The organism is Serratia sp. 2C06 (assembly GCF_050037615.1).
GTDB classification, from domain to species: Bacteria; Pseudomonadota; Gammaproteobacteria; order Enterobacterales; family Enterobacteriaceae; genus Serratia; species Serratia ureilytica.
In genome coordinates this window covers 3,497,430-3,519,446 of sequence record NZ_CP188299.1, presented here as the reverse complement: position 1 = coordinate 3,519,446, position 22,017 = coordinate 3,497,430, and the positions used below count along the sequence as shown (strand labels likewise).

The window sequence follows — 22,017 nt, the reverse complement described above, 5'->3', positions numbered from 1 at the left end:
TAGGGAGAAAAGCAATGTAAATGGCTTGTGGCGCGGGTGATATCCCCCCTTATCCAAGATGTATAACCCGATCTGCCGACGCAATGGTCGTTTCACGGTGGGCAATGATCAGCTTAGTGATATTGAGTCTCTTAATTGCCTGATTCACGGCAGCTTCGCTCTCCTTATCCAGCGCACTGGTGGCCTCATCCAGGAACAAAATAGCCGGTTTCTTGTAGATTGCCCGGGCTATGAATAGCCGTTGTTTTTGCCCGCCGGACAACCCTTCCCCCAACTCGCCGATCGGGGTTTCATACCCCATCGGCATGCGCATGATCACCTCATGCAGATAGCTGGCACGGGCACAGGCTTCCATCCAGGCATCATCCATCTTGTCCGCGAACCCGCAAATATTTTCGCGGATTGAGCCGGAGAACAGTTTGTCGTCCTGCATCACGCAGGCAATCATTTTGTGGTAGTTGTTGATGCCGAGCTGCCGGATATCGACGCCGTTCACCTCAACCCGCCCTGCAGCCGGGGTAAACAGTCCGCACAACACCTTCATCAGCGTGGTCTTGCCGGCACCGGACGAGCCCACGATAGCCACGCTTTCGCCCGGCGCAATACTGATGTCCAGGCCATCAAAGATAGCCGGTGACTGGCTGTCGTAACGATAGCTCAGGGCATGGGTCGTCAATCCCAAAGGTTGCAGGCCCGCCGTGTAAGGGTGATCGGGTTTACGCTCCTCCCGCGGATGCAGGGCAATATCGGCAATGCGCTCGTTATGCAGGCTCATCATGCGCAGCTGAAGCAAAAATTCCGTCAGCGACCCGATGCGGTCGGAGAACTGCCCCCGAAAGGCGCCGAACGCCACGAACATACCGAGGGTCATCTGGTTATCGATCACCAGGCTAGTTCCCAACCACAGAATGACGATCTGGTCACACGCCGCTATAAAGGTGTTGATCCCGCCAAACAGCATGTCCATTCGGGTGACGCGGATCCCCGTGTTGATGGTGTCGATTTCAAGGTTTAGCCAGTGAGCGATGCGGCGTTCTGCCATGCCCTGCATCTTGACGGTAGCGATACCGTACAGCGTTTCCATAAAATACGAGCCGGCCCGAGCCTCTCTCACCAGCGCCTCCTCGGACAGCTGACGGTAATAGCCGTAGGTCAGCAGTCGCATCAACACATAAAGCGCAGTGAAAGTGAGCACTACCCAGGTCAGCCAGCCGCCATACAGCGCCATCATCACCAGCACACCGATCACCATGATGCCGTCCATGATGGCGCCGACGATGCTGGTGGTGAAAGTGCTGCGCAGCGTATCCAGTGAACCGAAGCGTGACTGAATGTCCCCCAGCTTACGACGTTCAAAGTAACCGAGCGGCAGGCGCAGCAGATGGGTGAACAACCCGGACTGCCACTGAACGTTGATAAGCGTCGCCATGACCAATCCTGACCATGCCCGCACCATGCCGATGGCGGCCCGCAACAAGATAAACAGCATCAATCCGGCGCAGATGAGCGACAGTAACCCGCGATCTCCGGCAGGAATAGCATGATCCATCACCAGCTGCGTGCCGATGGGCATCACCAGGTTGATGGTTTCGAATACCAGAGACAGGCAAAAAATTTTGCCGAGCGCCCCCTTGAGGCCATGCACGCTGCCGATCAGCGTGCGAAGATGAATGCGATGGCGGACGCTGTCGGCGGTGAATTCGCTGCCGGGCCAGGCCTCAAGCGCTACGCCGGTGAAACTGTGCGACAGTTCCGTCAGGCTGACGGCCCGGCGCCCGCGCGCCGGATCATGCAGCACTGCGCGGTGGCCTTTGACGCTGACCAGCACCACAAAATGGTTGAATTCCCAGTGCAAAATGCAGGGCAGTTTTAGCGCGCCGAGTTCGTCCAGATCCAGCGACAGGGGACGGGTACTCAACCCCAATTGCTCGGCGATACCGGTCAGTCCAACCAGCGTTGCACCGCGGGTTGACAGGTTGAACTGCCGGCGCAGCGCGATCATGTCGATATTTTTGCCGTAATAACCGCAGATCATCGCCAGACAGGCCAGCCCGCATTCCGACGACTCGGTCTGGTGCACCATCGAAACCCGGTGGCGCAACCGCAGATCCAGTTGGCTGACCCGTTGTTTGAATGAGGTCCTACTCATTGACTGGCCCCGTCGCGCTGTGTTTCATGTCGTAGAACGGCGACAGCATCCATTGATAAATCTTCCTTTTTTCCAGAAACAGGGTGCTTTGCGCTTTCATGCCGTTTTCCAGGCTCAGACGTTTACCGTCATAGGCAATGGCCTGTTTCTCCGGCATGACGATCACCTTGTAGTACGGCACGGCGGCGGTCAGCGCCGCTTTGGGCGCTCCCTGATAGGTCAGCATTTCCTGCGGCGAGGCCGGGGCTTTGGAGATGACGGCCACCGTACCGGCAAACTGGCCAAATTTCTCCGCCGGAAAAGCGTCATAGCGCACATTGACCTTATCGCCGGCGACGATGTAGGGGATAGCGTCGTTGGGCACCCACAGTACCAGGGCATAGCGATCGATGTTTTGCGGGATAATCTGCAGCAGACTGTCGCCGACGTTGACCATTTGGCCAACCGTGACGCTCAGCGAATCGATACGGCCGCCGGCCAGCGCGCGAACGATAATATCGCCAGTGGCATCTATGTTTTGCCGCTCCTTTTGCAGCTCGTAGCGCTGCAGCTCCATCTGGTAAATCTGGTTGTCGAATTCGGCAGCCTGGATATGGATCTGGCTTTCCAGCGCGGTGATCTGCAGCGCATTCTGTTCGTTCTGGCCGGACAGGCCCAGCAGGTTGTTCTGCTGCTGGTAATACAGCGCCACCTGGTTGGTGAGCTGATCCTTATTGATCAGCCCTTTGGTCTGATAGTGCCGGTAGTTCTCCATGTTTTCCTTCATGATGCGAATCCCTTCCTGGGCGCGTTTGAGGATATCGGTGGAACGGGTGAATGCGGCGGTGTATTGCGCCTTCTGTTGTTCCAGCATGATAAGCGTGGCCTGCTTGCTGCTTTCCAGTCGGTTGATGATTTGCGCAATGCGTGCCAGCTGGCCATCGATATCCCGGCGCTGGTTGTCGCTGATCACACCGCTACGGGTACTCTTGCTGACGTCGATCTGGTAAATGGGGGCACCAGCGGCAATCACCTGCCCTTCGGTGACGAATTGCTTGACCACTATCCCCTGGACGGCGGAATAAACGTTGGCGGCGCGCGGATAAGTGCTGATCTCGCCGGTCACGTTGACCCGCCGGGTATAAGTACCGGCGATCGCGAAGGTGAGAAAAGCGATGAAGAAAAACAGGCAGAGCCCTGTCGTGCCCCAAACGGGAATACCGGGTAGCAGGAGCGCCCTGCCACGCCATTTCATTTTCTGATTCTCGATCGCTTCCTGGCGAAACATGAGCAGCGTCCCTTAGTGATAGCTAACATTCAAATTCACAGACTACTGTATTGACATTAAAATAAGCAGAAGGTCAGTTAATTTTGGTGAGAGGACATGAAACTATTAAAATAAACACCTTTAAATCTTCTGAGTGATCCTAACGCCAATAAATTTTTATGAACGTATGTTTCACCCAATGACAGCAACATATCCAGAGAAAAATCAGAGAGTTCCAGTTCGACAAGCCTTTTTGTTTTTTAAATCCTACAGCATCTACTTCTAACTCATTTTCATCGTGGCAAAATAGACGATCGTCATAACAATAACAAAAATAGAACAGAACAATAAATCACCTGAAAAATTTCTCAATGAATCCAAATAATCATTGCTGTTCTTATTTAATTTTTTAATGGCATCGCTTTCGTTCTCAGCCTCTACTTCAACATAATGCTTTCTGAACCCCTTCTGCTTCATGTCTTTAATTATTTCTCGCGTAACCACTTCCTTTCTTAGCACTTTTGATTCATCACTCTTTATAAAAACAACATATCTATTCATCATATACCCCATCTCCGTTATCAGACGCTCTTTTTCCACTCCCATCTCGATCCTGCCATCCACCCGACATCGCATAGAATTGGCTGCTTAAAATTTCCTTCATCAATGTTCCCCTATGCATTCACTGGGGTTATCCCATTTTAAAAGGGTTATAGTTGAAAAAGTAAAACACACTAATGACAATACATAACCACTCTGTATTTCATAAAAAATCCAATAAGAAAGTCCATTTTAAACATTGAAAACAATCATATTAGAATAAAACCAAGAATAATATACCGAACCTGATTACACGCACATGCTATCGATTCAATTAATTGAATCGCCAAATAATCTCAACGCCCAAGATTAATAGCCCAATAAAGAAGAGGCGGCGGAACAGCTGCGGGCGACAATGACGGCGCACCCTCTCCCCCAGCCACATGCCGCCCAACGCCGGCAACAGCGCCAACAGCGAACCGCCGAGCAGCGTGGCGGGCAGCGCCTGATGCCAGGCTAAACCGGCGGCCAGCGCCAGCGTCGAGACGGTGAACGACAGCCCCAGCGCCTGCACCAGATCGTCGCGCGCCAGGCCCAACGCATTCAGGTAAGGCACCGCCGGAATGACGAACACTCCGGTGGTGCCGGTCAGCGCACCGGTCACCAGGCCGCACAGCGGCCCCAACCAGGGTTCCGCCGCAGCGGAAACGCGCCAGTCGAAACGGGTAAAACCCAGCAGCGCATAACCGATCAGACACACGCCCAGCGCCAGCGGCGCCAGGCGGCCGTCGCCGGCAGTGAGCGCCCCCGCGCTCAACACCGTGCCAAGCGTGACGCACAGCATCATCGGCCAGAGCCGGCGGCACAGCGCCCCCAGCCGCGCCCCGCGCAGCAACTGCCACAGGTTGGTGATCAGCGAAGGCAGCAACAGCAACGCGGCGGCCTGACCCGGCGGCATCATCAGGCTGAGCAGCCCCATCGACACGGTCGGCAGCCCCAGACCGATCGCTCCTTTGACCGTGCCGGCCAGTGTAAAAATGCCCGTCAGGGCGATAATCTCGAGTAGCGTCAGCGACATGCGTCTATCCTTATGGCGAATCAACGGCTCGATTGTGGCCGGCGGTATGGCGCGGCACAATGCGGCAATGGCAGAGCCTGCCTGCGGCAAAGACAGAGGGAAAACGCATGCATTTTGACTTTATCGATCTGCGGCTGTTGGCGGCGGTGCTCGAGACCGGCAGCATCACCGCCGGCGCCGAGCGCGTTGGGCTGTCGCTGGCCGCCGCCAGCGCCCGCATGCGCGGGCTAGAGCAACAGGCCGGCGTAGCGCTGCTGACGCGCAATCCGCGCGGCGTCCAGGCGACGCCCGCCGGTGAGCGCCTGTTGCATCACGCGCGAGTGCTCTTACAGCAGCGTGAGCGGTTGCGCGGCGACCTGGCCGAGTTCGCGCCGGGCCAGCGCAGCCGACTGCGCATCGTCGCCAATACCGTCGCCGCCGACGCTTTTCTGCCGGAGCTGTTGGCGGATTTTCTGGTGCTGCACCCGCATACCGATATTGTACTGGAGGAGCTGCCCAGCCCGGCCATCGCGCAGGCGATCGCTGAACAGGCAGCGGATATCGGCATCGCGGCGGATCACGCCGATCTGCGTGGGCTGGCAAGCTACCCTTTTCGCCAGGATCGTCTGGTGCTGGCGTTGCCGCCGGGGCATGCGCTCAGCGGCCGCCGCACGCTCAGCTTTGCGGACGCCCTGCCTTTTGATTTCATCGGCCTGCCGGAAGAGAGTGCGCTGCAACAGCATCTGGAACAGCTGGCGATACGCAGCGGCGGCCCGATGCGGCTGCGGGCGCGCGCGGCTCATTTCGACGCCATCTGCCGCATGGTGCTGCGCGGTGCCGGGCTGGCGGTGGTGCCGGAAGAGAGCGCCCAACGCCATCCGCAAATTCGGCACAGCGCACTGACGTTGACAGACGAGTGGGCGACCCGGCGCCTGTCGATCGCGGTGCGTGACCTGGCGCAGCTGCCGCTGCCGGCGCAGCGGCTGGTGGCATTCCTGCGCCAAGCCTGAGGCGGCTCAGTGCGTGCCCGGCTCTGCGCGCAGCCGCGCCACCTGAGCCTCCACGTCGCGCCAGGCCGGTTTGTCGCCGGCATAGCGATGGCGCAGATAATTCACCAGCGCCGTCACCTGCCGATCGGAAAAGCTGTCCTTAAAGCCCGGCATAAAGCCCAATTCGGCGGTGGCCGGTTTGGGGATCCCTTGCAGGATCACCTTGATCAGGTTATCGGGACGATCGCTGAAGATATTGGTGTTATTGGCCAGATCCGGGCTGACGCCGAACAGCTGCGGCCCGCCGGCGGCGGCGCTGTGACAGGCCTGGCAAGCGCCCTGAAACAACCGCTCGCCCGCCAGTTGACCCGCAGGCAACGCGCGGGCCGCCAACTGCGCCTGCGGTTCCACATTCAGCGTCGCCTTGGCGCTCAGCGACATCACATAGTTGGCCATCGCCCGCAGATCGCTCTGCGGCAACGTCGCCAGTTCGCTGACCACCGGCCCCATCGGCCCGGCCGCCACGCCGTGCTCGGCGGAATGCCCGCTGCGGAAGTACTGAAACAGCTGTTCCTCGGTCCAGGGTTTGTCCGCGTTGGCCAATTGATTCAGCGCCGGCGCTTCCCACCCGTCCACCATCCCCCCCGCCAGGAAAGCCGCGCCGCCCTTTTCCGCCCCCAGCAGATTGCGTGGCGAATGGCAGGCGGCACAGTGACCAAGGCCGTTGACCAGATAGGCGCCGCGGTTCCACTGCGCGCTTTGTTGCGGATCGGGTTGATATTCCCCCTGGCGCAGGAACAGCGCGTTCCAGCCGGCCATCAGCGGCCGCAGGTTAAACGGGAAACGCATCTGATTGGCCGGATTGCTCTGGCGCACCGCCGGTTGCGACATCAGATAAGCGTACAGCGCCTGCATGTCGCCGTCGGTCATTTTACTGAAGGCGGTGTAAGGAAATGCCGGATACAGATGGCGGCCGTCGCGGGCGATGCCCTGGCGCATCGCCCGATCGAACGCGGTAAATGACCAGTTGCCGATGCCGGTTGCCACGTCCGGGGTAATGTTGGTGCTGTAGAGCGTGCCGAACGGCGTCGCCATCGCCAGCCCGCCGGCGTTGGTCGCCCCTTCCGACGCGGTATGGCAAACCGCGCAGTCTCCGGCGGCGGCCAGCTGGCGGCCGCGCTCCAGCGTGGTGGCCGACCAGGTGCCGGCGCCGGGCGTCGCCACCGGCGCGATCTCCGCCCGCCACGGCAAGGCACTGCCGGCGATGCCCAGCACCGCGCCGAACAGCCCCGCCGCGCCGCCGAACCACCATTTGCCGCGTTTCTTTTTCTTGGGCGGCGCGGCCTGCCGCTCGGCATCCGGCCCGTTCAGCGCCTCACGCAGCTTGTCCGAGGTGATCGGCAGCTCGCGAAAACGAATGCCGGTGGCGTCGAACACCGCGTTGGCGATGGCCGCCGCGCTGGGCACCGACGCCGACTCCCCGGCGCCCAGCGGCGGATCGTAAGGGCGCGGCATCATCACCACGTCCACCTCCGGCACTTCCGGGAAGGTCAGGATCGGGTAAGCCCCCCACTCTTTGGCGGAGACCGTCGATTCCTCAAAGGTCACGCGCTCTTTCAACACCCGGCTGGTCGATTGCAATACGTTGCCATGGATTTGGTGACGCACGCCGTCCGGGTTAACCATCATGCCCGCGTCGTGGCCGACCACGATGCGCGTCACCGCCACTTCGCCGCTGGCTTTGTCGATCGCCACGTCGGCCACCCAGGCGGCCCAGGCCGCGCCAAAGCCGGGAAACTTGCTGTGGATGTAACGGGCATAGGCAAAGCCGCGCCCGCGCAGCACACCGTCCTCCGCCGGGGTCTGCATCGGTTCGGTGTGCGGCGTCCAGCCGGCGCGTTCTGCGGTGCTGCGCATCAGTTCACTGGCGCGTTCATCATGGATGTAGCGCAGCCGATACTCCAGCGGATCGACGCCGGCGGCGTGGGCCAGCTCATCGATATAAGACTCGTGGGCGAAGGTGTTGGGCAAGGCGGAAACGCCGCGCATCCAGGAGGCGCGCACGATCGGCGCCATGTCCTCGATGCTGACGCGCAGCGCCGGATACGCATAAGGCGGCACCGAGGTGCGGTCGCCCATCTCATAGGCCACCGGCAGCGGTTCGACGCGGCCGGTCAGCAACAGCGCCAGCGTCGGCGCGCCGTTGGAAGGATAATAGGTGCGAAAGTCGTAGGCGACCGGGTGCCCGGCGGCGTCCAGCCCGCCGTCCACCTCCATCAGTTGCGCCGTGCCCTTCGGTTCCCACACATGCTCTTGCTCGCGGGTCAGCTGCACCCGCACCGGCCTGCCCGCCGCGCGCGACAGCAGCGCCGCGTCGGCGCAGACGTCATCGGCGCAATTGCGGCCATAGCAACCGGCCGCCTCCATGCGAACGATCTCGATCTGCGCTTCCGGGTACTCCAGCAGCCAGGCCAGATCGGCGCGCAGCAGGTGCGGATTCTGGCTGCCTGACCAGACCTGCAGGCGCTCCGGCCGGTAGTCCGCCAGCGCGCAGGAAGGGCCGATCGAGGCATGCAGCTGATACGGCCACAGGTAGCTGCGGGTGAAACGCCTGTCGGCCGCCGCCAGCGCCGCGTCCACATCACCGGTATCGTGCACCACCCGGGTCGAGTGCGGATTGTCGCGCAGCGCCTGCGCCACGTCGGTCATCTGCGGCAAATTGCGGCGCCAGTCTTTCCAACTGACCTGCAGCGCCTGCGCCGCCTTGATCGCCTGCTCTTCGCGTTCGGCGACGATGCCGATGAAATCGCCGATCACCACCAGTTTGACGATGCCGGGAATATGCGCGATCGAGGTTTCGTCCACCGCCAGCAGGCTGGTGCCGACAAATTCGCCGCTGTCGTACCCGGCATAGGGCGGCCGCACTACCCGGCCGTGCAGCATGTTCGGCAGGCGCATATCGTGTACGTAGGTGGTTTCGCCGGTCGCCTTGGCCGGAATATCGACGCGCGCGGCGCTGGTGCCCACCAGGCGATACTCCGCCTGCGGTTTCAGCGGCGCGTCGCCGGAAATCGACAGCTCGACATGCGCGCCGGCCACCAGCTCGGCGTAGCTGAGCGCCTGCCCCTGCGGGCTGCGGATCACGCCCTCCTCCAGCGTCAGCTGTTCCACCGACGCATCGAAGCGCTGCGCCGCCTGGCGCAACAGCCAACGGCGCGCTTCAGCGGCGGCGTTGCGCAGCGGCACGGCGGAGATCTGCAGCGTGGCGCTGGCGATGGTGGCGCCCTGATTCGGCGCGCGTTCGGTATCGCCCAACACCATTTGCACCTGATCCATGCGCAGGTACAGCTCTTCGGCGACGATCTGCCCGAGCGCGGTGCGCACGCCGGTGCCAAGATCGACATGGCCGTTAAAGGCATAGATTTCGCCGCTGCCGCACAGGGCGATAAACAGCCCCTGCTCTTTGGGCTTCAGCACCGGCGTTTGCCCTTTGGGCACCAGCCCCGGCGGCGGTTGCACGCTGTCGACGATCAGCAGCACGCCGTCGCGCTGCAGCAAGTCGGCCTGGCTCGGCGATGGGACACGGGAATCAGTCATGGGCGTGGGCGTCCTCATCGCGGCAGAGAATGATGGCGCGCTGAACCGCACGCAGGATTTCGAGATGGGTGCCGCAGCGGCACAGGTTGCCGGACAGCGCCTGACGGATCTCCGCCTCGCTCGGGGCGGGATTGCGATCCAACAGGGCTTTGGTGGTCATGATCATGCCATTGAGGCAGTAGCCGCATTGCGCCGCCTGCTCTTCGATAAAGGCACGCTGCACTGGGTGCAGGCGCTGGCGATCGCCAAGGCCTTCCAGGGTCACAATCGCCCGTCCGGACACGCCGAGCGCCGGGATCACGCAGGAGCGCGCCGCCACGCCGTCGATCAACACGGTACACGCGCCGCATTCGCCCAGGCCGCAGCCGTATTTCGGGCCGTTGAGCGCCAGATCGTTGCGCAGCACCAGCAAGAGCGGCGTATCCGCCATCACCTGCGCATGAAGCTGTTCGCCGTTCACCGACAGCATCAGCGGATGCTCCGTCAGCGTGGTTTTCGCGCCTTCCTTGGGCGATTGCACTTCAGATATCGCCATTATTCGCGTCTCCGCCTGCACGTGATGGTCTTATGGGCTGTCTCCTCGCCACCGACCACCAGGCAACCGACGTTGCGCGGGCGAATCAGCCGGTGGGCGGATCTTCCAGCATTTTATTCAGCAGGAATATCAGCGCTATCCGTTCGGCCGGGTTGAGCGTTCCGAACGTCAGCTCTGTGATTTTCGCCGCCTGCGGCACCGTTTCCGTCAGCAGCACGGCACCGGCGTCGGTGAGGCCGACTACCACCTTGCGCCGATCGATCGGATCCGGCGTCACCGTGATCAGATCGCGCGCCTTCAGCCGTTCGACGATACCGCGTATGGTGGCCTGATCCACCGCCGTCACCTGCACCAGTTCGGTCAGCGAGCTCGGCCCCATATCGCGCACCGCGCACAGGGTGATGAACTGCACCGCCGTCAGCTGCGAATCGCCGACGTTTTGCTGGAAAATCGCCACGTGGCGCTGATAAACCTTGCGCAGCAGGTGCCCGACTTGCTCGGTAAAATGATAATTTTCGGGTTGGCCGCTCACGGCTGACGGGTATTCGGGGGGCGTCATTGCGTTACTCTCACCATCTATGGAATCCACGAGAATAGTACAAACCCCCGCCGTTGGCAGCAACGATTACGCCCGGCGCACGCGCGACGCCTCCGGCGCCACCACTTCACCGTCCGCCACCACCGTTTGCCCGTCGAGGCGAATGTCGCAGCGGCGCAGCGCGATATCCATATGGCAAGGCGTTTTGCGCGTGCCGCCCACTTCGGTGTTCGGCCCGGTGGAGAACAGGAAGTTGCCGTAGAACGCGCGCGCGTCCATGCACATACCGTCGTTCTTGTCGTGCAGGCCCATCGCCGTCCACTGGGCGCGCGGCTGCAGGCCCCAGCCGATGTGCGAGATGCCGTACACCTCCGGATCGTCGAAGTATTTCATATATTCGCGCAGGTATTCCGCCTCGAAGCCGCCGTGAATGCGGGTGACGAACCCTTTTTCGATCTCCAGCGTGATGCGTTCGCGCGCATAGCTTTTGAACGGCAGCAAAATATCGCCGACCTCCAGCACCAGCACCCCTTCCGCCTGCTCCTCATTTGGCCAGGTGAACAGGAAACCGCTCGGCCAGTGATCCCAGCGCCCCGGTTCATCGGCATAGCCGTACTCGGTCACCGTCGGGTATTGCCCGAGCGGCGCGCGGAAATCGCTGCCGGCGGCGGAGGTTACCTGCATCAGCTTCGCCTGCTCCAGCACGGCGGCGGCGGCCAGCACCCGCGCCTTGTCCTCCGCGTTGGGCAACATGCGCGCCAGCACCTCCGGCGGCTCCACCGCCAGCAGGATGCGGGTGCCGGTTTTCAGGATCTGTTCCTGCTCCGGCGAATGCAGCAGCATCATGGTATCGACGATCAGGTCGGCGGCCTCCAGCGCACGCTGCGCCGCCAGATTGCCGGTCAGCGCGGTATCGCCGCAATAGGCGGTCATGTCGTTGCCCATCGCTCGCGGATGGTTGAACGCCGGCAGTTCGACGGCATACACCTTGGCGCCCAGCCGCAGCGCCGCGTCGGTCGCGGCGCGCACCGTGCGCGCATCGGAATAATGGCTTTTCAAAATCGCCACGCTCTGCGAAGCATCGACCTTCGACAGCGTAAGCACCTGCTCGAACAGCTGTACCAACTGGGTTTCATTGACCGCCATGGCCTGTCTCCTGTCTCGTCAAGGGTGACCGACGCCCGCAAGGCGGCGGTTATTTTTCAAACAATTTAAAGTGAACACACTCGTTTTATCTAAGTCAAAAAAGCAAAGGAAAGCAAGCTGCGAATATCCACCATAAGAAAGTCCTATTTCATCCCGCGTCAATCCTGTGATTAACATGAGTTTAACAGTAATACGCCGTCAATTAGCGTGAGCAAGATCTGATTTAACACTTTTGCAACTTTGCGTTATCTAGCGTGTGCACTATAAATCGATCGTCCAGCCATGCGTTGGACCTACGCTGAAAAAAGCCAACAGACAGGGGAAACATGATGAGCAAACAACCACGCATCGCCGTCGTCGGCGCCGGGCTGGGGGGCGCCGCTGCCGCCGGGCTGCTGCAAAAAGCCGGCTTTACCGTCGATCTGTATGAACAGAGCCCGGCGTTCTCACGCCTCGGCGCGGGCATTCACATGGGGCCGAACGTACTGAAGATTTTCCGCCGCCTCGGTATTGAGCAGCGGTTGGAGCAGATGGCGTCTCATCCCGATTTCTGGTTCAGCCGCGACGCCGAAAGCGGCGACTACCTGTCGCGCATCGAACTGGGCGCCTTCGCCCGCCGGGAGTACGGCGCCGCCTATGTGACGGTACACCGCGGCGATTTGCAGGCGTTGCAGCTCTCCGCGCTGCAGCCCGGCACCCTGCACTTCGGCAAATGCCTGAGCAAAATTGAAGATCGCGGTGACGAGGTGGTGCTGAACTTCGTCGACGGCACCTCGGCCCACGCCGACATCGTGATCGGCGCCGACGGCATCAATTCGCGCATTCGTGAGCACCTGCTGGGCGCTGAAGCGCCGACCTACAGCGGCTGGGTGGCCCACCGCGCGCTGATCCGCGGCGAGAAGCTGGCGAAATACAATCTGACGTTCGAAGACTGCGTAAAGTGGTGGTCGGCGGATCGCCATCTGATGGTCTACTACACCACCCAACGGCGCGACGAGTATTACTACGTCAGCGGCGTCCCGCACCCAGCCTGGGATTTCCAGGGCAGCTTCATCGACAGCAGCCGCGAAGAGATGTTCGAGACCTTCGCCGGCTACCACCCGATCGTGCAGGCGCTGATCGAATCCAGCGAGCAGGTCACCAAATGGCCATTGCTGAATCGCAAACCGCTGCCGCTGTGGAGCGAAGGCCGCCTGGTGCTGCTCGGCGATGCCTGCCATCCGATGAAACCGCACATGGCGCAGGGCGCGGCGATGGCGATCGAAGACGCCGCCATGCTGACCCGCTGTCTGCAGGAAACCGGCCTCGGCGACTACCGCACCGCCTTCCAGCTGTATGAAGCCAACCGCAAGGAGCGCGCATCAAGGGTGCAGGCGGTGTCCAACGCCAACACCTTCCTGCGCACCCAGGAAGATCCGGCCTGGGTCTACGGCTATGACCTGTACGCGCAAGCGCTGAAATCGGAGAACGCCGCATGAGCACCTTCCTCTACGGCGCCCACGTTCACGCCAACGACATTCGCCAACATTACCTGCGCTACGGCGGCCACGGCCCGGCGCTGATCCTGGTCCCCGGCATCACCAGCCCAGCGATCACCTGGGGCTTCGTCGCCGAGCGACTGGGGGAAAAATACGACGTCTACGTGCTCGACGTGCGCGGCCGCGGTTTGTCGTCCAGCGGCCCGGAGTTGGCTTATGACGCAGAGACCTGCGCACAGGACGTCAACGCCTTCGCCGCCGCGCTGAACCTGGGCAGTTACGCCCTGCTCGGCCATTCGATGGGCGCCCGCTTCGCCCTGCGCGCCGCCGCTTTGCAGCCCGACGGCGTGCGACGGCTGGTGCTGGTCGATCCGCCGGTTTCCGGCCCCGGCCGCCGCGCCTATCCCGGCCAATGGCCGTGGTACGCCGACTCCATCCGGCAGTCGCTGCCGGGCATGAGCGCCGAGCAGATGCGCGCCTTTTGCCCAACCTGGAGCGAAGAACAGCGCCAGCTGCGCGCCGAGTGGCTGCACACCTGCTACGAGCCGGCGATCCAACGCGCCTACGACGATTTTCATCAGGTGGACAGCCACCGCGACTACCCGCAGCTGACCATGCCGACGCTGCTGATGGCCGCGGGCAAAGGCGGCGTCATTCAGCCCGAAGACCGGGCGGAGATCCGCGCGCTGCAGCCGGAGATCGCCATCGTCGAGGTCGAGAACGCCGGACACATGATCCCGTGGGACGATTTCGACGGCTTCTTCCGCGCCCTGGGCGATTTTCTGGATTAACTGAGGAACACCGACATGAGCAACCACTACCGCATCGGCCAGATCGTGCCCAGCTCCAACACCACGATGGAAACCGAGATCCCGGCAATGCTGGGCGCGCGCCAACTGATACGCCCGGAGCGTTTCACCTTTCACTCCAGCCGCATGCGCATGAAACACGTCAATAAAGAAGAATTGGCGGCGATGGACGCCGAGTCCGATCGCTGCGCGCTGGAGCTGTCCGACGCGCGGGTCGACGTGCTCGGCTACGCCTGCCTGGTGGCCATCATGGCGATGGGGCTGGGTTACCACCGCGAATCGCAGGCCCGGCTGGCGCAGGTGACGAAAGACAATCAGGCCGCCGCGCCGGTCATCAGCAGCGCCGGCGCGCTGGTCAACGGCCTGAAGGTGATCGGCGCCAAACGCATCGCGCTGGTGGCGCCCTACATGAAACCGCTGACCCAGCTGGTGGTGGACTACATCCAGCACGAAGGCATCGAGGTCAAAGTATGGCGCGCGCTGGAGATCCCGGACAACCTCGACGTCGGCCGGCACGATCCGGCCAGGCTGCCGGGGATCGTCGCCGAGATGGACTTACGCGAGGTCGATGCTATCGTGCTGTCCGCCTGCGTGCAGATGCCTTCGCTGCCGGCCGTCCCGACGGTGGAGGCCCAAACCGGCAAACCGGTGATCACCGCCGCCATCGCCACCACTTACGCGATGCTGACCGCGCTGGAGCTGGAACCGATCGTTCCCGGCGCCGGCGCCCTGCTGTCCGGCGCTTATTGAGGAGGCAGAATGAACGACACCCTCAGCGACAACTATCGCGGCGTCTGGGGCCAGCGCATCGGCTTCGGCCGGCGCCCGGCGCTGCTGGCGATCGACTTTATGCAGGCCTACACCACCGAAGGCGCGCCGCTGTTCGCGCCGGGCGTGGTGAGCGCGGTCGAGGAAAGCCGCGAGCTGCTGGCCTGCGCGCGCCGAACGGGAATTCCGGTGATCCACACCCATATCCGCTATCATGCAGGCCATTTTGCCGATGGCGGCTTGTGGGTGAAGAAAGCGCCGGTGATGAAAGACATGGTGGCGGGCAACCCGCTGGCGGCGTTCTGCCCGCCGGTGGCGCCGCTGGCCGATGAGGTGGTGCTGAGCAAGCAATACGCCAGCGCCTTCTTCGGCACCGCGCTGGCGCCGCTGCTGGTGGCGCAAGGGATCGACACGCTGCTGATGATCGGCTGCTCCACCAGCGGCTGCATCCGCGCCAGCGCGGTGGATGCGGTGCAGCACGGCTTTCGCGCCATGGTGGTGCGCGAGTGCGTCGGCGATCGTCACCCCGGCCCGCACGAAGCCAACCTGTTCGACATCGACAGCAAATACGGCGATGTGGTGCACAAACGGGAGGCGCTCGACTACCTGAACCGGTTATGAGTCAACGATTCACCTGCAACGACAATAACGAAGGCGCAAACAGCGCCTCACGCGACCGCCCGAAACAGGGCGGCGCCCATGCAACGCAAACACAACAGGCGCCTCCTGCGGAGGCCAACACGCACCACCTGGAGACAACATCATGGCCATTGTCGACACCCCGCTGGCGGGGAAAGCGGACGCAGAATCGCTGCTGCTGTACCGCAAAATCACCTGGAAACTGATCCCGTTTCTTTGCCTGTGCTACCTGGCGGCCTACCTCGATCGCATCAACGTCGGGCTGGCCAAGCTGCAGATGGCCGACGCGCTGCAGCTGAGCGAAGCGGCCTTTGGTCTGGGCGCCGGGCTGTTCTTCGTCGGCTATATTCTGTTCGAGGTGCCGAGCAACCTGATCCTGCAGCGCGTCGGCGCCAAGATGTGGATCGCCCGCATCATGATCACCTGGGGGCTGCTGTCCACCGCCACCATGTTCGTCACCACGCCGACCCAGTTCTACGTCATTCGCTTTTTGCTCGGCGTGGCGGAGGCCGGTTTCCTGCCCGGCGTGCTCTTTTACCTGACGCTGTGGTTCCCGACCTATCGCCGCGGCCGCATCATCGCGCTGTTCATGATCGGCCTGCCGCTCTCCAGCGTGATCGGCGGGCCGCTCTCCGGCTGGATCATGGGCCATTTCGACATGCGCCACGGGCTGCACGGTTGGCAGTGGTTGTTTTTGCTGGAGGGCATTCCCAGCGTGCTGTTGGGCGTGCTGACCTTCTGGCTGTTGCCTAACACTTATCAGCAGGCCAAGTGGCTGACGCCCGAGGAAAAACAGCGCATCGCCGACGATTTGGCGCGTGACGACGCCGAGGCCGATCACGGCAAGCACAGCTTCCGCGACGGCTTCTTCAACCTGAAAGTGTGGATGCTCGGCGGCATCGACTTCGCTATTCTGCTCAGCGCCTACGCCATGGGCTTTTGGATGCCGACCTTCATCAAAACCGCCGGCGTCACCGACATCACCACCATCGGCTACCTGACGGCGATCCCCAGCGTCGCCGCCCTGCTCGGCATGCTGCTGATCGGCAGCAGTTCGGACCGGCTGCGCGAACGGCGCTGGCATATCATCGTGCCGTTTATCATCGGCGCGCTGGCGATGGCCGGCAGCACCTTCTTCACCCACAATGCGTTGGCCACGGTGCTGCTGTTTTCCATCGCCCAGGCGGCGATCATCGGCGCGGTGCCAGTGTTCTTCAGCCTGCCGGCCACCTTCCTGCGCGGCACGGCGGCGGCGACCGGCTTCGCGCTGGCCTGTTCGCTGGCCAACATCGCCGGGCTGGTTAGCAATTCGCTGATGGGGTTGGCGCTGGATCTGACCGGCAAGAGCGGCGGCGCGCTCTGGGCCTTCGCCGGCTGCCTGCTGCTCAGCTCGCTGCTGGTGGTGGCCCTGCCGGCCAAGGTGGTGAACCGCTGAGCGTCGGCCACGCCAAAAAGACGAAGGGCGCATAATGCGCCCTTCTTTTTGCTTACCGGGAATGGACGAACTTACTCGTCCTTCAGCCCGCGGTTGATCAGCATCGGCTCGATGCTCGGCTCTTTGCCGCGCCAGTCGATGTACAGCTTCTCCAGATCCTGACTGTTGCCGCGCGACAGGATCATGTCGCGGAAGCGCTGGCCGTTCTCGGCGGTCAGGCCACCGTGTTCGGTGAACCACTGGAAGGCGTCGTCCGCCAGCATTTCCGTCCACAGATAGGCGTAATAGCCCGCGGCGTAGCCGTTACCCCAGATGTGCTGGAAGTAGCTGGAACGGTAACGCGGCGGCACGTAGCTGAGATCCACCTTGTCTTTTTGCAGCGACTCGGCCTCGAACTTGTCCACATCCTGCTGCGGCTGATCGGCGGTCAGCATGTGCCAGTGCATATCCAGCAGCGCGGCGGACAGCAGCTCGGTCATGCTGTAGCCCTTGTTGAACTTGTCGGCCTTCTTGATCTTGTCGACCAGTTCCTGCGGCATCGCCTCGCCGGTCTGGTAGTGCTTGGCGAAGTGGCTGAACACTTTCGGATCGCTGACCCAGTGCTCGTTGAACTGCGACGGGAACTCGACGAAGTCGCGCGCGGTGTTGGTGCCCGACAGGCTCGGGTATTCCTGATCGGCGAACATGCCGTGCAGCGCATGGCCGAACTCGTGGAACATGGTGATCACGTCGTCATACGACAGCAGCGCCGGCTGCTCCGGCGCCGGTTTGGTGAAGTTGGCGACGTTGTAGATCACCGGCTTGGTGCCATTGAGCTTCGACTGATCGACGAAGTTGCTCATCCAGGCGCCGCCGCCCTTGTTGTCGCGCTTGAAGTAGTCGGTATAGAACAGCGCCAGCGATTTGCCGTCCTTGTCGAACACTTCATACACCTTAACGTCCGGCTGGTAGACCGGAATGTCCTTGCGCTCTTTGAAGCTGATGCCGTACAGCAGGTTGGCGGCGTAGAACACGCCGTTGTTCAGCACGTTGTTCAGCTCGAAGTAAGGTTTGATCTGCGACTCGTCCAGATCGTACTTGGCCTTGCGCACCTGTTCGGCGTAGAACTGCCAGTCCCAGGCCTGCACCTTGAAATCGCCTTTCTGCTGGTCGATCACCGCCTGAATGTCTTTGGCTTCACGTTCGGCGCGCGCGGTGGCCGCCGGCACGATGTTGCGCATAAAGCTCAGCGCGGCATCCGGCGTCTTGGCCATCTGGTTTTGCAGTTTCCAGGCGGCGTAGTTCGGGTAACCCAACAGCTTGGCCTGCTCGGCGCGCACCTTGGCCAGTCGGGAAATGGTCTGGCGGGTATCGTTGCCGTCGCCCTTCTCCGCACGCGTCCAGGAGGCGTCGAACAGCGCTTTGCGGGTATCGCGATCTTTCAGGCTCTGCAGCAGCGGCTGCTGGGTGGTGTTCTGCAGCACCAACAGCCACTGTTTCTCCAGCTTGCGCTCGGCGGCCGCCTGCGCTGCCGCGGCCAGCTCACCTTCGGACAGACCGTCCAGCTTCGCCTGGTCGGTTATCGCCAGCGCGCCGTTTTTGCTCGCCGCCAGCAGTTTGTTGGTGAACTGGGTGCTCAGCGTCGCCGCTTCCTGGTTCAGCGCCTTCAGCTTGGCCTTGTCGGCGTCCGACAGGTTGGCGCCCGCCAGCTCGAAGTTCTTATAGGTGACTTCCACCAGCCGACGTGACTCCGGATCCAGCTTTAGCGCATCGCGATCTTGATAGATGGCCTTGATGCGCGCGAACAGCTTGCCGTTGAGCATGATGTCGTCGTTCAGCGCCGCCAGCTTCGGCGAGGTTTCTTCATCCAGCTTCTGCAGCGCATCGCTGGTATTGGCCGAGGTCATGGCGCCGAACACGTTCATCACCCGCGTCAGCAGCGAACCGGCCTGCTCCAGCGCCACGAAGGTATTTTTAAAGTTAGGCTTGGCCGGGTTGTTGGCGATCTTCTCCACCTCTTCCCGCTTTTGCTTGATGCCCGCTTCGATCGCCGGCGCGTAGTCGCTTTCCTTGATCAGGTTGAATGGCGGCGCCTGGAACGGCAGACGGCTTTGATAGAAGAACGGATTTTGGGTCTTTTGCTTGTCGTGCTGATTGGCTTCACCGGTCACGGTAGCCTCCTTCGCCTGGCCGCTGGGCAGCGCGCTATGGTCGGCGTGAGGTTGGGTTTCTGCTGCCTGTGCCTGCGAGCCCAGCGCCATGCCGATCGCCAGCACCAATGTGGATAAACGCATCAAATCGAAACTCCTCCATGTTCACGGAATAAGGTCTCGGGGAATGGCTCCCTCTGAGTCACCTCCTAGCTTAGGCGCAGTTGGCAGTTTGAGCAAAAACAAGTGATTAGAATACTCCTCCCTCGATGATTTGCTCCCTGTGGCGTATAGCAGTGCGTTAACTCGATTAGATATAACCTATAAACGCTTGAATGCGCCGACCGGGCACCGGACGATCGTATGACCTGATTATTTTCCCCACTGCCGCCTCGAAGGTTGCCGAAGTATATAATCCGCTACGGGTTTCAAGCGAAATTTGCCACAGAAACAACTCCCTCATATTACTGATACGTGTCACATCAAGCCGTGCGAAAACAAAGGGGTCTTTTGAGCTATGTTGATATTTTTCCATCCAAGCCGTGAGCCTTGAGTTACTCGGTGAATGCGTAAGCAAATCATGCCGGTGAGAGATATTATTCTCCTTTGGATAATCCTCAGATACGCTGGTATGTATAAGGATCTGTACGATATTGTACGCATAACCATTGAGCCTGTTACTGGGGTGCTTGCGCCAAACGGAAGGTTGCTCTTCAACTTTCCACGCCTTCTCGATCACGCGAGCAAGATAAATCAGCTTGTCGGCAGCTTGCAGATCCAACTTACGTCTGCCACTTATGAGCCAAGACCTTAGCTCATAAGTGGCGCGAGGATAAACATGCCCCACCGATTGCAAAAACTCACTTGACGACTCTGGCGATATGCTTGGCAGTGGTGATGTCCAACAGCTCCGCCAAAGAACAGCATCAAACGCTAGCGGTTCTAGTTTATCGCGAGCACAGATCCTTTCAGCTACAGCGCGCAGATGCTGAGCGCTGCAGACGGCTAACAAGTGATAACGGGGGTCAGACACAAGCATGAGCAATAAATCCTTTATATAATTTTTAATTAAAAATACGCGCAGAGTTATTCCTGATAAAGAGTATCCGCTCAACGGTGTTAACCCTGTGCCAATGACTTCACGTCTCTCCGCCCTTTCCCGCTCAATAATCAGATAAAGACAACGACGTTGGACGCTTCGATACTGGTAATGAATACGGCTGCGTCAGCGCGACGCCTCATAAACCACCTTGCCGTCCACATAGGTGCGATAAATATTGCGATCGTCCCCCAGGGTCATCAGCACGAACCCTTGTTCCGCCGTCGTGGCGCTGTTGGCGTAGCGCAACTGCTGCAGCGGCGTGACCGCCGGATCGAGCACCACGAAATCCGCCTCTTTGCCGACGTTGAAGTTACCGATTTTGTCGTCCAGCGACAGCGCGCGGGCGCCGCCCAGGGTGGCATGATAGAACGCTTCTACGGCGGAGAGCCGGTAATGCTGCAGCTGGCCGACCTTGTACGCCTCGCCTAACGTGCGCAGCATATTGAAGGTGGTGCCGGCCCCCACGTCGGTGCCGATGCCGAGCTTCACCCGCTTGCGCCAGGCCTGCTGCAGGTCAAACAGCCCACTGCCGAGAAACAGGTTGGAGGTGGGACAAAAGGCGATCGCCGAGCGGGTATCGCACAAGCAGTCCCACTCCTGCTCCTCCAGATGCAGGCAATGGGCGAATACGCTTTTATCGCCGGTCATGCCGTAGCGGTGGTAAACATCCAGATAGCTGCGGTGTTGCGGGAACAGCGCTTTTACCCAGGCCACTTCCTGCGGGTTCTCGCTCAGGTGCGTCTGCAGCCAAACGTCGGGATATTCTTCACGTAGCCGCTGCACCTGCGCCAGCAGCGCCGGCGTACTGGTGGGCGCAAAGCGCGGCGTAATGGCGTAACCGAGGCGGCCTTTGCCGTGCCAGCGTTCGATCAGTTCGCGCGTCTGGCGATAACTCTGCTCCGGCGTTTCCAGCAGCGCCTCCGGCGCATGGCGATCCATCATGACCTTGCCGGCGATCAGGCGCATGTTCAGCGCTGCCGCCTGGCTGAACAGCGCATCGACCGACTGTGGATGCACGGTGCCGAACACCAGCGCGGTGGTGGTGCCGTTACTCAGCAACTGCTGCAGAAAGAAAGCCGACATCGCGTCGGTGTGCTGCTCACAGTCGTAACGGCTTTCGGTCGGGAAGGTGTAATTGTTTAACCAGTCCAGCAGTTGATCGCCATAGGCGCCAATCATTTCGGTTTGCGGATAATGGATATGGGTATCGATAAAACCCGGCACGATCAGCTTGTCGCGATACTCCGTGACCGCGAAGCCCGGCGGCAGCAGCGCCTCGCCCTGCCGCCAGCTGCCGAACCAGACGATGACGCCGTCGTTCAGCAGCAGCAAACCGTCGGGAACATGCCGCAGGCGTTCTTCGAGCTGTTGCGGCGCCTCCACACAGGCTGCGATATCAAAAAAATTGCCACGAATAGCCGTGGTGAATTGCAGTGCCATTATTTTCTTCCTTGTGACGACCGGCCAAGCCCATCCGCATAATAAATTGCGATGATGAAACAAGGCCCTTTTTACCCAAACGCAAAGACCGGATTAAGCATAGCAAGCCGTGTGCCAACAGGCGGCGATAAAATACATTTTTAAATAAAAACAATTGATTGGTAATTAACCTAAAAGCATAGACCGGCGAAAGAGAATAAGACCCACGCTCAGTCTTCGACGGCGGATAAATAGCAACCGTTTGCTTGCCGAAATAACACCGCGCCGCTGCACCTTTAATGGGCAAACGACGCTCTTTACGACCGTCCGCTTTATTTCAACGCCGCGTCCGGGGGCGGAACTCCAGCCTGGAGGCAACGGCTAAACTTGAAACGATAACTATTCTCAATTATCATCCGCGCATCTTTTTGACCAGCAATG

The 22,017-nt window shown here is 60.8% G+C and carries 18 protein-coding genes; 6 read left to right on the top strand and 12 right to left on the bottom strand.

Features of this window, described 5'->3' with window-relative positions; genetic code table 11:
- Nucleotides 1-49 precede the first annotated feature (49 nt).
- The 4 genes from ACP3TA_RS17475 to ACP3TA_RS17460 form a co-directional block, all read right to left on the bottom strand.
- On the bottom strand, nucleotides 50-2,149 hold the full coding sequence (locus tag ACP3TA_RS17475) for a peptidase domain-containing ABC transporter (protein ID WP_103682008.1): 2,100 nt from the start codon (nucleotides 2,147-2,149) through the stop codon (nucleotides 50-52).
- A complete protein-coding gene (locus ACP3TA_RS17470; protein WP_033642998.1) occupies nucleotides 2,142-3,416 on the bottom strand; it encodes an HlyD family secretion protein in 1,275 nt (424 codons plus the stop codon). The genes ACP3TA_RS17475 and ACP3TA_RS17470 overlap by 8 nt, the downstream gene beginning before the upstream one ends.
- Before the next feature lie 261 nt (nucleotides 3,417-3,677).
- Nucleotides 3,678-4,001, bottom strand: coding sequence for a hypothetical protein (locus tag ACP3TA_RS17465; protein WP_084710323.1), 324 nt, complete (start codon nucleotides 3,999-4,001; stop codon nucleotides 3,678-3,680).
- A gap of 268 nt (nucleotides 4,002-4,269) precedes the next feature.
- Nucleotides 4,270-5,013 (bottom strand): sulfite exporter TauE/SafE family protein, encoded by a 744-nt coding sequence (locus tag ACP3TA_RS17460; RefSeq protein WP_047026166.1) that lies wholly within the window; start codon nucleotides 5,011-5,013, stop codon nucleotides 4,270-4,272.
- A 107-nt stretch (nucleotides 5,014-5,120) separates the two neighbouring features.
- Between ACP3TA_RS17460 and ACP3TA_RS17455 the strand changes: the two genes are divergently transcribed.
- On the top strand, nucleotides 5,121-6,002 hold the full coding sequence (locus ACP3TA_RS17455) for a LysR family transcriptional regulator (protein ID WP_033642996.1): 882 nt from the start codon (nucleotides 5,121-5,123) through the stop codon (nucleotides 6,000-6,002).
- Nucleotides 6,003-6,008: 6 nt separating this feature from the next.
- Here ACP3TA_RS17455 and ACP3TA_RS17450 read toward each other — a convergent pair whose 3' ends face one another.
- From ACP3TA_RS17450 to ACP3TA_RS17435, 4 genes are all read right to left on the bottom strand, one after another.
- Nucleotides 6,009-9,578, bottom strand: a complete 3,570-nt coding sequence (locus tag ACP3TA_RS17450; RefSeq protein ID WP_198809395.1) for a molybdopterin cofactor-binding domain-containing protein — start codon at nucleotides 9,576-9,578, stop codon at nucleotides 6,009-6,011.
- A complete protein-coding gene (locus tag ACP3TA_RS17445; protein ID WP_198809394.1) occupies nucleotides 9,571-10,113 on the bottom strand; it encodes a (2Fe-2S)-binding protein in 543 nt (180 codons plus the stop codon). The genes ACP3TA_RS17450 and ACP3TA_RS17445 overlap by 8 nt, the downstream gene beginning before the upstream one ends.
- A gap of 85 nt (nucleotides 10,114-10,198) precedes the next feature.
- The gene (locus ACP3TA_RS17440; RefSeq protein WP_089180871.1) at nucleotides 10,199-10,672 is read right to left on the bottom strand and encodes a MarR family winged helix-turn-helix transcriptional regulator; all 474 of its coding nucleotides are present in this window, start codon (nucleotides 10,670-10,672) and stop codon (nucleotides 10,199-10,201) included.
- A 66-nt stretch (nucleotides 10,673-10,738) separates the two neighbouring features.
- Nucleotides 10,739-11,797 (bottom strand): 2,5-dihydroxypyridine 5,6-dioxygenase, encoded by a 1,059-nt coding sequence (locus ACP3TA_RS17435; RefSeq protein ID WP_046686996.1) that lies wholly within the window; start codon nucleotides 11,795-11,797, stop codon nucleotides 10,739-10,741.
- A gap of 326 nt (nucleotides 11,798-12,123) precedes the next feature.
- Between ACP3TA_RS17435 and ACP3TA_RS17430 the strand changes: the two genes are divergently transcribed.
- The 5 genes from ACP3TA_RS17430 (at nucleotide 12,124) to ACP3TA_RS17410 (ending at nucleotide 16,926) form a co-directional block, all read left to right on the top strand.
- Nucleotides 12,124-13,275: an FAD-dependent monooxygenase gene (locus ACP3TA_RS17430; protein WP_033645813.1), complete on the top strand. Its 1,152-nt coding sequence runs from the start codon at nucleotides 12,124-12,126 to the stop codon at nucleotides 13,273-13,275.
- Nucleotides 13,272-14,066: an alpha/beta fold hydrolase gene (locus ACP3TA_RS17425; protein ID WP_046686995.1), complete on the top strand. Its 795-nt coding sequence runs from the start codon at nucleotides 13,272-13,274 to the stop codon at nucleotides 14,064-14,066. The genes ACP3TA_RS17430 and ACP3TA_RS17425 overlap by 4 nt, the downstream gene beginning before the upstream one ends.
- 15 nt (nucleotides 14,067-14,081) lie before the next feature.
- On the top strand, nucleotides 14,082-14,834 hold the full coding sequence (locus ACP3TA_RS17420) for a maleate cis-trans isomerase family protein (RefSeq protein WP_016927838.1): 753 nt from the start codon (nucleotides 14,082-14,084) through the stop codon (nucleotides 14,832-14,834).
- 9 nt (nucleotides 14,835-14,843) lie between these two features.
- Nucleotides 14,844-15,473: an N-carbamoylsarcosine amidohydrolase gene (locus ACP3TA_RS17415; protein ID WP_033634448.1), complete on the top strand. Its 630-nt coding sequence runs from the start codon at nucleotides 14,844-14,846 to the stop codon at nucleotides 15,471-15,473.
- A 142-nt stretch (nucleotides 15,474-15,615) separates the two neighbouring features.
- Nucleotides 15,616-16,926, top strand: coding sequence for an MFS transporter (locus tag ACP3TA_RS17410; protein ID WP_016927840.1), 1,311 nt, complete (start codon nucleotides 15,616-15,618; stop codon nucleotides 16,924-16,926).
- Nucleotides 16,927-16,997: 71 nt separating this feature from the next.
- Here ACP3TA_RS17410 and dcp read toward each other — a convergent pair whose 3' ends face one another.
- The 4 genes from dcp to ACP3TA_RS17390 form a co-directional block, all read right to left on the bottom strand.
- The gene (dcp, locus tag ACP3TA_RS17405) at nucleotides 16,998-19,199 is read right to left on the bottom strand and encodes a peptidyl-dipeptidase Dcp (RefSeq protein WP_206195902.1); all 2,202 of its coding nucleotides are present in this window, start codon (nucleotides 19,197-19,199) and stop codon (nucleotides 16,998-17,000) included.
- 166 nt (nucleotides 19,200-19,365) lie between these two features.
- Entirely contained in the window at nucleotides 19,366-19,836 is a 471-nt protein-coding gene (locus ACP3TA_RS17400; protein ID WP_144236176.1) for a hypothetical protein, read from the bottom strand.
- Nucleotides 19,837-20,280: 444 nt separating this feature from the next.
- Nucleotides 20,281-21,597, bottom strand: coding sequence for a guanine deaminase (gene guaD / locus ACP3TA_RS17395; protein ID WP_103682011.1), 1,317 nt, complete (start codon nucleotides 21,595-21,597; stop codon nucleotides 20,281-20,283).
- Nucleotides 21,554-21,883: a hypothetical protein gene (locus tag ACP3TA_RS17390; protein ID WP_129993111.1), complete on the bottom strand. Its 330-nt coding sequence runs from the start codon at nucleotides 21,881-21,883 to the stop codon at nucleotides 21,554-21,556. The genes guaD and ACP3TA_RS17390 overlap by 44 nt, the downstream gene beginning before the upstream one ends.
- Nucleotides 21,884-22,017 lie beyond the last annotated feature (134 nt).